Origin of the sequence: Providencia alcalifaciens, assembly GCF_915403165.1 — a bacterium.
GTDB lineage: Bacteria > Pseudomonadota > Gammaproteobacteria > Enterobacterales > Enterobacteriaceae > Providencia > Providencia alcalifaciens_C.
On sequence record NZ_OU659204.1, the window covers coordinates 908,472 to 922,140 of the forward strand.

Annotated in this window: 13 protein-coding genes; 6 read left to right on the forward strand and 7 right to left on the reverse strand. The window is 38.7% G+C overall.

What is annotated here, in order from left to right; all coding sequences use genetic code 11:
- Positions 1 to 6 precede the first annotated feature (6 nt).
- From LDO73_RS03965 to LDO73_RS03975, 3 genes are all read left to right on the forward strand, one after another.
- The gene (locus tag LDO73_RS03965) at positions 7 to 2,421 is read left to right on the forward strand and encodes a fimbria/pilus outer membrane usher protein (RefSeq protein WP_224060293.1); all 2,415 of its coding nucleotides are present in this window, start codon (positions 7 to 9) and stop codon (positions 2,419 to 2,421) included.
- Between the two features lie 35 nt (positions 2,422 to 2,456).
- Positions 2,457 to 3,143: a fimbria/pilus chaperone family protein gene (locus LDO73_RS03970; RefSeq protein WP_224060294.1), complete on the forward strand. Its 687-nt coding sequence runs from the start codon at positions 2,457 to 2,459 to the stop codon at positions 3,141 to 3,143.
- Positions 3,144 to 3,215: 72 nt separating this feature from the next.
- Positions 3,216 to 3,557 (forward strand): helix-turn-helix domain-containing protein, encoded by a 342-nt coding sequence (locus LDO73_RS03975; RefSeq protein WP_224060295.1) that lies wholly within the window; start codon positions 3,216 to 3,218, stop codon positions 3,555 to 3,557.
- A gap of 125 nt (positions 3,558 to 3,682) precedes the next feature.
- Here the strand turns inward: LDO73_RS03975 and LDO73_RS03980 are convergent, their stop codons facing one another.
- The 7 genes from LDO73_RS03980 to LDO73_RS04010 form a co-directional block, all read right to left on the reverse strand.
- Positions 3,683 to 4,492 carry a hypothetical protein gene (locus tag LDO73_RS03980; RefSeq protein ID WP_224060296.1) on the reverse strand — a complete coding sequence of 270 codons (810 nt, stop codon included), beginning with the start codon at positions 4,490 to 4,492 and terminating at the stop codon, positions 3,683 to 3,685.
- Positions 4,493 to 4,522: 30 nt separating this feature from the next.
- Positions 4,523 to 5,044: a hypothetical protein gene (locus tag LDO73_RS03985; protein ID WP_224060297.1), complete on the reverse strand. Its 522-nt coding sequence runs from the start codon at positions 5,042 to 5,044 to the stop codon at positions 4,523 to 4,525.
- Between the two features lie 53 nt (positions 5,045 to 5,097).
- Positions 5,098 to 7,725, reverse strand: coding sequence for a fimbria/pilus outer membrane usher protein (locus LDO73_RS03990; protein ID WP_224060298.1), 2,628 nt, complete (start codon positions 7,723 to 7,725; stop codon positions 5,098 to 5,100).
- 40 nt (positions 7,726 to 7,765) lie between these two features.
- Positions 7,766 to 8,476 (reverse strand): fimbria/pilus periplasmic chaperone, encoded by a 711-nt coding sequence (locus LDO73_RS03995; protein ID WP_224060299.1) that lies wholly within the window; start codon positions 8,474 to 8,476, stop codon positions 7,766 to 7,768.
- A gap of 59 nt (positions 8,477 to 8,535) precedes the next feature.
- Entirely contained in the window at positions 8,536 to 9,114 is a 579-nt protein-coding gene (locus LDO73_RS04000; protein WP_224060300.1) for a fimbrial protein, read from the reverse strand.
- Between the two features lie 92 nt (positions 9,115 to 9,206).
- Positions 9,207 to 9,506, reverse strand: a complete 300-nt coding sequence (locus tag LDO73_RS04005; protein WP_224060301.1) for a helix-turn-helix domain-containing protein — start codon at positions 9,504 to 9,506, stop codon at positions 9,207 to 9,209.
- Positions 9,507 to 10,027: 521 nt separating this feature from the next.
- Positions 10,028 to 10,627 (reverse strand): FMN-dependent NADH-azoreductase, encoded by a 600-nt coding sequence (locus LDO73_RS04010; protein ID WP_224060302.1) that lies wholly within the window; start codon positions 10,625 to 10,627, stop codon positions 10,028 to 10,030.
- 103 nt (positions 10,628 to 10,730) lie between these two features.
- Between LDO73_RS04010 and LDO73_RS04015 the strand changes: the two genes are divergently transcribed.
- The 3 genes from LDO73_RS04015 (at position 10,731) to murQ (ending at position 13,631) form a co-directional block, all read left to right on the forward strand.
- On the forward strand, positions 10,731 to 11,642 hold the full coding sequence (locus LDO73_RS04015) for a LysR family transcriptional regulator (protein ID WP_224060303.1): 912 nt from the start codon (positions 10,731 to 10,733) through the stop codon (positions 11,640 to 11,642).
- A gap of 192 nt (positions 11,643 to 11,834) precedes the next feature.
- Positions 11,835 to 12,527: a carbohydrate-binding family 9-like protein gene (locus LDO73_RS04020; RefSeq protein WP_224060304.1), complete on the forward strand. Its 693-nt coding sequence runs from the start codon at positions 11,835 to 11,837 to the stop codon at positions 12,525 to 12,527.
- Between the two features lie 183 nt (positions 12,528 to 12,710).
- On the forward strand, positions 12,711 to 13,631 hold the full coding sequence (gene murQ, locus LDO73_RS04025; protein WP_224060305.1) for an N-acetylmuramic acid 6-phosphate etherase: 921 nt from the start codon (positions 12,711 to 12,713) through the stop codon (positions 13,629 to 13,631).
- The last annotated feature ends 38 nt before the right edge of the window (positions 13,632 to 13,669 follow it).

The window sequence follows — 13,669 nt, forward strand, 5'->3', positions numbered from 1 at the left end:
ATAATAATGAATAAGAAAAATAAATTTTCTTATTGCCAACTATTTTTAATTTTTGTCGTACTGCATGTGAATAATTCCGATGCATCTGAATCAATAAAGAGTGGAACAGGATCGTCAATTAATTTTGATATCGACTCTTTAAAAGCACTAGGGTATGGAGCAGAGGTCGCTGAATTCTTTATGAAGGGTAATCAGTTTTTACCCGGAAATCATGATGTCACCATAAAATTAAATGGCAGTAATGAATATACTGCGAATATTGAAATCAATGAAAACGGTGAGCTTTGCCTGACTGACGAGTTAATGAATAAGTTGAGGTTAAAAAAAGTTAACTTAACGGACGGATGTAATACATTCGAACAAATTTACCCAGACGCAAAAATTGCATTACATCCTAGCTCCTACCAAATTGATATGGTGGTTGCCGAAGAGAATTTAGACCCAAAGCTACAAGGCAATGAATTAACTTACGGTGGTTTTGGTGTTGTCAGTAACTATCAATTATATGGTATGCATATTAACGGTAATTACAGCCAGCGTTTCTATCAAGGAGAGTTTGAAACAGGCATTAACTGGCAAAATTGGGTTCTGCGAAATAACAGTAGCCTCTCTGCTGGAGATTCAAAATCACAATATCAGTTTAATGAAACCGTACTGTCAAAAAGCATCGAGCCTTTGCAGTCTTTATTAGATATTGGGCAACTTAATACACAAGGCGCATTTTTTGGGGGAACACCGCTGGATGGTGTGCAAATTTACTCAGATAGCTCTTTGCAAGGTTCGAATATTTTAGTTGTTCCGGTGACTGGGTTTGCAAGTACACCCTCAACGGTTGAAGTTCAGCAAAATGGACGACTGCTATATCGAACGATGGTACCTGCAGGGCCTTTTGAGTTAAATCGTATTAATAATGTGGTGATTGGCTCGCCTTTGGATGTCACTGTTTTTCAAGATAACGGTGAAAAACAGCAGTTTCAGGTGGTAACAGCTAACCAACAAACTGTAGTTTTGCCCATGAGTTATCAATTTTCAGCGGGGCGTTATCGTAGCCAAAGTGATCTGCGAACGGATAAACCCATTATTGGCAGTGCCGAAATAAGCCAGCAATATGGGATGTCAAATTATGGCGCAGGCGTACTTTATTCAAATCAATTTCAAGCGGTGAGTGGACGATTTAACGCTTATTTTGATTTCTCAACGCCGGTTTCTGCGGGGATTGGTGTTCAAAGTGCGAGAAATAATGAAAAGCGCGGGGAGCAGATCGATTTTAATAGCAATATTGCATTTGAAAAAATGACATTCGGAGCATCTGTTTTATATCGCACGAATAAATTTCCAACTTTGGATAGCTCATTATTAAAAAAGCAACCCGCTCAGGATGAGCAAGAAAATACGAATGGATGGTTTAGTGGAGAATTACAAACCACCTCTTCGTTATTTGCAAGTTGGGGCGATGTTACATGGGGGCGCTTTAGCGCTAACGTTAACCATAATCAATTTTATGGCGATAAATCTGATGCCGTTTTTTATTCAGCAGGCTATAGCCGAAAAATTGCAGATATTTCGGTGAATGTGAATTACCAAACGGGTGATGACCAAGATAGTCGAATTTTTATTAATGCATCGATGCCATTAGGTAAGAAAAAAAGTATCAGTATGCAGAGCCAATATTACCAAGATAAAACTATGGTAATGGCAAATTACAATCAGCAAGTTAGCGATAATTTAAGGTATTCCGTTGGCGCTGGCCGTAATGATGATACTAGTGTGGTGAATGGCAGTATTAATAATGCCAATGCGTATAGCAATATTTCGCTGAGCGGTTCGATGTCCCAGAATAATACACACTCAGTCACAGTCTCTGCATCAGGTGGAATGGCGTATTCCGATGGGTTATTTGCAACGTCATCGGTACCTTTAGGAGACACCTTTGGCATCGTGTATGTACCGGATGCGCCAGGGGTTAGAGTCAACACGATGGGCAGTGGCACCACGATAACCAATCATTTTGGTACGGCAGCGATTTCATCGTTACCAAAAAACCAAAAGTCTACGGTGCAGCTAAATACAGAGAAATTGCCTCTGAATGTTCGTTTGGATACAACATCGTTTGATGTTGCGGCGGCGAGAGGTACTGTCATGACAAAGCGCATTCAGGCAACCACAATGCGGCAATTATTATTGAGCATCAAAATGTCCAATGGCGATGACGTTCCTTTTGGAGCCAGTGTGCTTAATAAAAAAGGTGATTATATGGGCGTCATCATGGGGGAAGGTAATTTATTACTCAGTAATGAGCAAATTGGTGATGACATTATTTTACGCTCACCTAACTCTGATGATTGCATTATTAAATATAACGTACCGGAAGTTTTTTCCGCTGAATCACTTTATGAAGAGGCAGAGGCTATCTGCCAATAATCTTAATATTATTTGAATACAAGTTTGAGGTTTCAATGAAAAAATTAATTTATATCGCATTTTTAAGTTTAATGGGCTTAATGAGTGTATCTGCAAAAGCGAGTTTCCAATTAGAAACGATGACCGTCATTTTAGATGCAGATGAAGAGCGCAAAGTATTTAGTGTAAAAAATACATCGAAAGAGCCTATCTTATTATCAACAAAAGTCTCTGATCTAGATGGTTCTCAGCCTATGGCTAAAGATGTTATGGTATCTCCGCCTATTGTTAGAATTGAACCAAATGAAAGCCAGCAAATTAATTTTGTTTTAAAGAAAGGGTTAGATTTAAAACAAGAAGCGATTTTGCGTGTTTCTTTCCAAGGTGTTGGTGCCGTTAAGCAAAACTCAGCAAAAATGCCTATTCGCCAAGATGTCGCCATGTTGATTACTCCTGCAAATAGTGTATTAAGCCAAACACCTTGGAAAAATATCACCGTTAATCAAAAAAATAATCAACTGACGTTGACGAATACAGGGGATCAAGTTGTTCGCTTATCACCTTCAGTCACGGCATTACCGAGCAATGACGCTTATAGTATTGATCAATTCTATTTAAGACCGAATGAAAGCAAAACTATCAATGTGAAAAATACAGTACAGGAGTTAGTGATTTCACCATTAAGTCGTTACGGTTTTAAAACTCAAAATAATGACACTATAAAAGTCACTCATAATGGATAATTTCTATCTATCAGTAGGATCGAAAATTAAATCTTTAATTTAATCGTTCCTGTACAGGGAAATATATAAAATATGAAGAGCATAGATGAAGATAGTAAACCTGAAAATAATGTTTACTCCGTAATAATCGGCAAAGAACTGAAACGGATTCGTAAAATAAAAGGTTTCTCAGGCACCAAGGTGGCTAACCAGCTAGGTATTTCACAGCAGCATTATTCACGATATGAGTGTGGGAAATGCCGTATTTCTGTTGATACATTATTAAGTGTTCTTTTTATTTTAGATTATGATTTTGGGGACTTTTTCAGTGAATTAAGGTTTCAGCTGAATAATGATTATCACGGTGAAATTCCAAATGTGAAGCTAAGTGATACTCACAAGGATATTGAAAGCTATTTTGAAAAAACAAGTTAGATATCAATTTGATATTATTAATATCTTTTATTTGTTTATTCTTTTCTACATTCATCATGAGTGTAAATCCGCCCTCAGGCGGATTTTTTATATTAGTGAGTGAATAATGGAATGCGAAATCAAGTTTATTGAATAGTCGTAATGTATTCTGCATTCCAAATATATTCTCCTGCTTGACTTGGGCATTTTCCTTTTAGGTGAGTTTCAATCTGTTTCTCTTTTTGCCCTGCGGGCATTTGAATGACTTGGGGCTGAGTATTAAGAATACTTTGGTTATCAAGAACAATATCAAAATCATCAGGCAAATCATGAGATCTTACGGTTAAATCCATTTTTTTACTTTGCCCCATATATCCCACAAAGCCTACAGTTAATGGAATAACCGTTTCTAGATTGTCATTGGGTGAGCAGGTTTTTAAATCAATGACAGCAGGTGCGCTGATATGAGGAAATGCAATGCTCGATGCATGTAATTTAATAATGGTATAGGTGACACTTGTCGGTCTAAATAGTACTTGGCTAGCGGAGTTTGTAACTATAGAACAATAAAAAAGCCATGTTTCATTGTCAAATCCTGAGAGGCTGTTTATATATGCAATTCCACTAATTGAATTATCACCGCCAAAGAAATCTTTTACGCTTGCACTTCCATTAAGTTTAATTTTTCCATCATTAAAAGTTTCTGCATAGAAACCCAACCCTTCACTATAGAAATCATTTTTCATTTCCTCAATGCTTGACCAACATGCTGTTCGTAATGGGCCTGATGTTCCATTAGGATTACTGTAATCTACCATAAACGAGAGTGAGTTATTTCTCCCTTGAGCTTGAATATCTTCAATATATTCATTTTTAGTTTCTTTTAGAATAAATGTCGTCTCCGCATAAAAAGACAGTGGGAATAACGAAATAACAAAAATAAATAACTGGCGCAATGTTGTTGACCTTACTGGTTAATCTGCAATTTACATCGGCTCGATAGTGACAGTAATCTGTCCATTAACATCACCAACAGGGGTACTTGAGGTAGAGGCCACCTGAGGAACGACAGTGATTTCTGTCTCATTCCCATCTTTGGTGCTATCTCTTTCCAAGGTTGCTGTTGTCGACGATAAATCAAGATAATCATCATTGAATTTTAAGCAGTAGCGCATAAAGTCAGCATCCGTTTTAATACAGGAACCATCAGCCTGATTTGCTTTGAAGGTGTATTTATATTTATCGGTACCTGAACAGGTAGCGGTCAACGTAAATGTTTTAGAATAAGTGTCTAGGTCATCTCCGGTTAATTTATTATTAAATGCAGAACTCGGAATCTTATCTAAAGAAACCGTATCGGGTGCATCAAGTGAGCAACCCGCTAAAACAGTCGCTTTTATTTTAACTAACGCACTTGCACTTTCAGCGATAGCTAAATTGATATTTATGCCACCAACAAAGGTGACAGCCAAAATTAATTTAAAGATTTTATTGGTAATTAAGTTCATATTAAGCCTGTTGTTTGAATAAATAATTAAATATTTCTGTTATTGACCAATGGTTATTGGCAATTAACATCAAATCGAATTAATGATTGCAGATCTGTATTTTCAGGTAACGAGTATGTGGCTTGGCACTGGTTTTCATCGTCATATCCCCATTTGGCGGTTAATTCGCCAGAAGATTCGAGCCCAGATAAATAAACCTGCCCATCATCATTCACAATTGCCGTTTGGTGCCCAATCGAAACTAAGGTGCCGAAAGGCAAATTTTTGCCATTTTTTACGATGTGAACCAGTGCGCGAGCACCTTGGCGAGTCACAAAGTTTGCTTTGACGATAGCGCCACGAGTAGGCACTGTCGTCAGAACGCTGTTTTCAATTTCCGTCTGTTCATCTAACTCGCTGCTATCTAGTGCAATACGATTTAAACGATAGGGCGTTGCGTAAGGCTTGATGGTGTAACCGAACCAATCCGTTTTCACACCACTGGTATGTTCAACGGGAATATCGCTCGCTCCCGGAGCGGAAATCAGAATGTTGGTCTCACCAAGGGGTTGACTAAAAATGACACCATCGGAGTGCAGGGTCATTGCACCAGAAATACCCGTTGAAACTTTACGGTAATCCTTACCATAGCTATAACCGATTTGAGTATTTCCATAGCCGCCTTGGTAGGCTAAGTTGATATTCCCGTCATTCCCATTACTCGATGAATAACCTTGAGCAACATTCCAATTAAGGTTTTGCTGAGCCAGTAAACTTCCGCTTAAACTGGTCTGCTGGATTAACTCTCCTTGGCTATCGTGGTTAACACTATAAGAGGCATATATTGACGGCGCTCCTTGAGGTAACCACTTCTGTAACGGGATGGATACCGTTAAGAAAATATTCCTATCAGTCGTTTTTACGTCGTATTGATCAACATTTTTATTTAATCCATACGAGAGCGTGTAATTAATATCGCCAATTTGGCTGCTTAATCCTGATTGTATGGAAACCGAACTGCCATTTCGCTCCCAAAAACTCTGGCGGACACCAGTTAAATAAATGGAACCAACCCCCGTTATCTTTTGTGAAATATTGGTCTGTATTCTTTCACGCTTATTATCGTAAAGATTAAAATAGTCGGTATTGTTGGTTTTCAGTTCCCCATTGGTATCAAGGGTTTCATTTTGCGATAGCCAACCAGACATCCGGTTTAACGATGTTTCTTGTAGGGTATAGTAGCCTCGGGTTGAGTATCGATACCCAGTCAGTTGGAGATTAGTACCCGTTTCAGGGAAGGCTCGTGCGTATAGAAATCGCAGTGACTGCCCTTGATAGCGACTCCCATCGGTTAACTGGCTATTGGCATGGGTAATATCGGCTGAAAATGCCCCCCATGTCCCTAAGTTAAAGCCAGTACCGACTGCTCCTGCCAGATAATTTTGGGCATATTGAACTCCGCCATAGAGCGTTGTTAATGAAGATGCTCCCCAGATAAGCGTGGTTTCTCCAAATTGAGTTGTATCATAATGGCTGTTATCTGAGCGAAACTCACCCGCGGTCAGGCTATAACTAATTCGACCTTCTCGTAATAACACCGGAACAGAGGAATAGGGCACGATAAAAGATTGAATATCGCCGTTAGCTTCAAGAATACTGACTTGCAAGTCACCACTCGAACTCATGGCGTTTAAGTCGGTAATGGCAAACTCACCAGGTGCGACATTAGCTTGGTAGATTAAATAATCATTTTGGCGAATTTCAATGGTCGCATTACTGTTTGCCACACCGCGGATAATCGGCGAAAACCCTTGTTGACTCGACGGATACATACTTTCGTCCGTTCGCAATTGCGCACCGCGAAAAGTTAGCGAATCAAAAACGGTGTTATTGGTTGAACTGTCCCCTAACACTAAGCGGCTTCGCCAAGGGATGATCCCTCGCTCGACATAGCTGTTGAGATATTGCCAGTTACTTTCTTGATTATGTTTGCTTTTATAGCTGGTCCATGTGCGATTATCACGGTATCTCCAGCTTCCTAAATTGACGCCATTTCTTAGATTCAAGTAGATGTTTTTACTAAAATCGTGCTTATATTGGTTATCCGTGACACCTAATGTATAGCTGGTAAATAATGCATTGATTCCTTCATCCCATTGGTTAGTTGGAATTTCATCTTTGGCTAAATTATTTAATGCTATCTGCGGAATACTGATATTTAATTTCATTTTCGGAAAATCAAACTCAGTGCTCGCATTAGAGATTAATTGCGCCAGAGGAATACATTGATGAGTGTCGGATTGCAGCATTGGAAGGCTATCAATATTGACCCCCAGTTCAGCCAGTTCATGCGGAGTTAACAGTGGAGTTAACCCTGTTTGGTCTGCTACGAATTGGGGTAATTGGTCATCGTGCTTTTGGCAATCTTGTGCTTTGACAAAGGTAATATTTCTTCTGTACTTGAGATTGCCATTTAAATAAACATCAACGTCATAGGTTCCTGGTAATTGTGAACCTTGGCTTGCGAAAGTACTTAAATCAGCAATATGCTCTGAATCGATAGATATCAAAGAAGGTGGAAAATAGTAATTTTCTCCCTCTTGGGCATTAGTGCTTTGAATTACAAAAAGGCAGATAAATAAGTATGAGGGTCTCAAATGGTTATTGATGATTTTTTTGTATTTTTTTAGTGAAACGAACATAGAAAACCTTATTTCCATTTGAAATAAAATAGATTAATTCTTAATTGAAAACGGCTGACTGTGGCGAAGTGACGCCACCAAAATCATTGATTGAACTAAACGTCAATTTACTGGTATCAAATCCGACAGGGGAGTTAACATGAATATCGCTAAATGGCGCGATCATGACAGTTGGTAGTTCTTTCTTATCTGATTTAAGATCAGTTAATGTCATGTAATACGGTGATGGGTTTGATATTTTAATTTTTTGGTTATCAATCTTGCTAAATCGGATAAGATTTTCAGCTTCCTTTGGTGTGATCTTTAATCCTTTTGGTCGAACGAAAAGTTTAACTCGAGTTACAGCTGCAAGAATTAATGCATTCTTATCAGCTAATTCATTTCGATCAATGGATGGAATGGCTTTTACATTAAAATAAAATAGAGATTCCTTATCGTTCGCTAGTTTTTCCCCTGCATAAACTAATCGAATAGTATTTTCATTCCTAGGTGCACTAGTAAATAATGGTGGCGTGGAAATGAAATCGCTTATTTTATTTCCTTTGGAATCTTCAATCCAAGTTTGAACTAGAAAGGCTGATTTATCTGAGGTATTTCGAATGCCGGTGGTAATTTGCTTACTTTCTTGTGGATAAATAATTCGGGTGCTATCAAGTGTAACTCCACCAGCTAAACAAAGAGAAGAAAAACCAAAATAGAATAGCGTAATTAGCCATTTATAATAATGACTTACTTTAGGTAACGAAAACATAAAAACTCCAGATATACATAATGCGCACCCGCTATGACACGGGTGCTAAGACGGAAATATTACTGATAAGTAATAGTGAAATCGGCAGATGCGTTAGCTGAACCCGCAGTAACTTCATCCGCTAATGCGATGTACTGTGCTTGGAAGCGTAATGTGCTATCACCTTCATTCATCTTAATTACATCTGTCGCTTTCAGGCCATCAACGTTGACTAATTTACTGTTCTGTAAAATTTGGATACCCACGCCAGTTGCTGTTGTTTGCCCACTTTGAGAAGCTACAGGAGCTAGGATTTTCTCTTCGTCAGGAACGGTAATACCCGCGAAAGTCAGAGAGACATTTTTGAATGTTTCAGTTGCACATCCGGTTAATTTAATATCAAAACCGACAGGGGAAGAAACAGATGATTTGCCTGTGAATGCATCTTGACGATATTGACCTAAATTAACAGTTTGTGAAGCATCATCATTATCAATAACGCAAGGGGTATTCACAATGGTACCTGCAAAATTAACAATACCACCGCCAACAGTCACAGGGGTTAATTCTTCAGGTACTGAAGGTTCTTCATTTGCAAATGCATTTTGAGATAAGACTAAAGAAATAGGTAGTGCGATAGCGATTAACTTAGATTTCATTATATTACTTTCCATTAGATAAAGTTTTAAAAGGATTTATTTCTTGTTTGGTGCTTGCATTTAAAATAAAGCATGCACTCCGAAAAATACATTTATGTATTTTTGAGATTGCCTACATGAATTACACCATCAGTTTCTAACTCGTCAATAAGTAAGTTGAAAAGTCTATTTTGTTCTGGCTTTATTACCATGCTACTAAATTCGTCGAAGTGGATATTTAATGCATTTAAAATTCTTAATATATTTTCAATACTTAATGTTGATATTCCTCTTTCATATCTTGATATTTGTTGCTGGCTGACTGATATTAAGGATGCTAATTCTTTTTCAGATAACCCTTTGCCTATCCGTGCATTTCTAATAAATCTTCCTATTTTTTCATTTAGTTTCATTATATTGATAATTAGTTAATTACCTAGGTTGGTTAAAAATGAATTGTATAATTGGGTGATTTCAAAGCGAGGCGAATTGTAGATAGGTTAAATAATTATGTAAATACTCAAAATATGATGAAATATAATGTTACATTCAAATTAAATAAAAAAAATATAAAACAGGGTATTGAATTACTCTTTTTTTGAGTGGAATTTTAAATGAAATAAAAGAATTATTGAATAATGATGTAGATCAATAAATAAAATCTATTTATTAATCCTAAAATGAAACAAAATGATACAATATATAATATTTACTTTCATTTTGTGCTTTTGATTACTCAATATGAGAGTTATTGTGGTGTGCTATATTGAGATATGGTGCATTTTCATAAAAAAATAAGTTCTTTAAATATTAACTAATACAATCCATTAGCTGACAATTAACAATTGTAAGCGAGTATTGATAGATGATTTTTTGAAAACGAAATCCCCACGAATTAAATAATTTAGAGTGGGGATTTATTTTATTATGAAACTTAATGATGAATGAGATGCATTAATTGTTGTTGAGCTTTGGCGAGTCCAGCTTCATAGCCTTCAGGTTTCATATCTAACCCTTCTGCGTAGACAAATTGAACATGATTAATGCCCATTAAACCTAAAACAGATTTCAAATAAGGCGTAATCGCATCGGTCTCTTGCCCGTAATGAATGCCGCCTCGAGCGCTAAATACCAGAGCCTTAACATTTTCAACTAAGCCAAGCGGATATGTTGCGGTATAGCGAAAAGTTTCTCTGGCACGAACCACTAAATCAAACCAATTTTTCAATTCAGTTGGTATATTGAGATTGTACATTGGCGCACCGAGGAGCAGTAAATCACTCTCTTTGAGTTCTGCAATGAGTTGGTCAGAAAGCTCAGATGTATTCTTTAAATCAGGGTTGCTAATTTCCGCGCCTCTTAAGGCTGCAAAACGAGCTTGATTGAGAACGGGTAATGGATTTTCTGCCACATCACGCTCGATAACACAGTCTTGGTAGCCTTGGGCTTTACGTTCATCCAAATATTGCTGAATTAAGGTATTTGTCTGAGATTGTGTACCGTTAATACTGGATTTGATCACTAAAATATTCATGGAATTGTTCCTTATCAATTTAGGATGTGGTCAGTATATCCGGCTTGATAAGTTGACAATGAGTGATATTCTTTCCTTATATTGTTTCCATTTGAGCACCAATATGAACAAGTTAGATTTGAACTGTTTACCTATTTTTATTGCTGTGGTTGAAAGCGGAAATTTTACCGCAGCATCTGAGCGGCTACATGTAACTCGCTCGGCAGTGAGCAAAAGTATTTCGCGCTTAGAAAATAGCCTAGGTGTTGCATTGTTTCAGCGTACTACCCGTCAGCAAGCATTAACGGATGATGGAATGGTACTGTATGAATATGCGAGTAAGGCACTGAATTCTCTGCAAGAAGCTTCGAATTTCTTGGAAAGCGGCAAACGTAATGTCGAAGGGAAAGTCTGCATTACCGCGCCTCGGCTATTGGGAAACTTATATGTTGTTCCACTACTGATTGAGTTAATGAGCCTTTACCCTAAATTGGAAATTGAGACGCTATTGAATGACCGAAATGTAGATTTACAGCAAGAAGGGATTCATGTTGCAGTGCGAGTGGGGCAACTTGCTGATTCAAACCAATTGATTGCACATGAAATTGGCCACCATAAAATGATTTTTTGTGCCTCACCGGATTATTTAACGGTAAATGGTACGCCGATGGCACTCTGTGAATTAGAAACGCATCAGCTTATTGCCTACACGCAGGGTGGTCACATTTTACCTTGGAAAGTGCATGACCAAACTCAGCAAGAACACCACTATTTACCCACCAGTAAATTGGTTATGGACGATATGCAAACAATTATGTTGGCGACAATTCAAGGGGCGGGAATTGCGTATTTACCGCAGTGGTTGGTGCAAGAAAAAATAAACTCGGGGCAGCTTGTTGAGATTTTATCTGGTTATCAAAGTGCTTGTTACCCAATTTCTGTCGTGTGGGTTGCTACGTCCTTTCTACCACTAAAAATAAGAGTGGTGATCGATGCGATTCGTGAAAAGTTAGCCTTAAGTCTAAGGTCAGAATAGCGAAATTATAAACAGTGAGCCTCTTCACAATGTGAGGGTTTTTATTGAACATGCCTTGCTCTTGGTGAAATTTTAATTCTATATTCGTTATATGTTATGAAATTTTATTTCTTAAATAATCATAACGATTCCGTTATAAAAAACACCATGATGTTATTCGCACATTATAAAACCGATAAAGTGAGGCAAGGCATGAAATTAACTACCCTATTTGCAGCAACAACCTTGTTAGTAACCGCCAGCGTGGCGGCAAAAGAGTACCCTATTCATCATACTGCGCAGATTAATTCCCTTGAAGATGCTCAAAAAGCAGCTGTCTGGGAGCAGGCTGAAGTGCTCACTGACTTTATTTATCCGTGGGAAAATGAGACACCGCCAAAAACCGATTTCCGTGCATTATGGAGCGATAATGCGCTCTATTTTCGTTTTATTGCTGACGATAAAGATATCCAGCTAGGCAAAGATGCAGATAAAGATCAGGCTGTATTGGACTCAGATCGTGTGGAGTTATTCTTTGCAACCAGCCCTGAGTTAAAACCGTATTACACAGCTGAAATGGATCCATCAGGGCGTACATTTGATGCGAAAGCCAATTTTTACCGTGAAGTCGATCCAAGCTGGAATTGGCAAACACTAAAAACGGTTGGACAAATTACCCCTGAAGGTTATGTGTTAACGGGGAAAATCGATCTGGATGAATTCACCAAGCTGAATCTTTGGCAAGATAGTGACAAGAAAACCTTGATGTGCGCCATTCTACGCGGTGAGTTTAGTGCTGGCGAGCCTAAGCAAGTGCGTAAATGGATCAGTTGGATCAAGCCGGATTCCGTGAAGCCAGACTTCCATATCCCTTCCGCTTTCGGAAGCTGTAAGCTCGTCAAATAACCCTCATCCGGTGGCAGCCTTAAACGGTTTATAAAGTTGCCACCGATTCTTTCTCACGTTGTTTGTTGTTGTGAGACCAATCACGTAATTCATCATCAGTGAACAATTTGTTACGATTAGAATTGAAATTAAAATTCATAAATAGTATTTTTTGATGAAATATAGTTTCAGTTGAGGTGTGCCATGTCAGTAACCGAAAATACGCTTAGCGATTGTTTGAACAATGAACTTAATCAGGACACATTGCAGTTTTCTCGCTTAGATACCTTATCCATGTTAACGGTAATCAATCAGGCAGATAGCACGGTAGCAACGGCATTGCAGTCTGTATTGCCGGAACTCGCCAATGTGGTGGATGTGATTGCGGATCGTTTAAAACAAGGCGGGCGGATCTTTTATGTGGGGGCTGGAACCAGCGGGCGACTGGCGGTATTAGATAGTGCAGAGTGCCCACCAACATTTGGCACATCGCCAGAAATGGTGCAATCGATTATTGCGGGCGGTCATTCGGCCATGTTGAAAGCCGTTGAAAATATTGAGGACTCAACGGAGGCATCGGTGGAAGAGTTACGGACACGCGGCGCAACGGAAAAAGATGTGATTATCGGCATTGCGGCAAGCGGGCGAACGCCATTTACCTTAGCGGCGATTGAATATGGTAATCAAATCGGGGCATTAACTGTGGGGGTAACCACTCGTGGACACTGTTTACTGAGTGATTTAGCCCAGTATGCCATTGCGCCGGATGTTGGGGCGGAAGTGCTTTCTGGCTCTACGCGCATGAAAAGCGGGACTGCACAGAAAATGATTTTAGGCATGCTAAGCACCTGTGTCATGGGGCGCTTAGGGCGAATTCATACCAATTTAATGGTCGATGTGATAGCGAGTAATATTAAATTACTGCGTCGTGCTGAACGCATTGTTGGGGAAGTGTGCGGGATTGATGTAGACACTGCGGCAGCATTATTGCAGCAAGTGAATTACCACCCGCGTCGCGCCATTTTGATGTATGAATTGAATATTACTGCACAACAAGCGACAGAGATTGTTCAGCGTAACCCAAACACCAGTTTGGATTCGATGCTAAACAGTCACAGTGAATAGCGTAAAACATAACATAAACAGAGTCATAACTCAGTCGA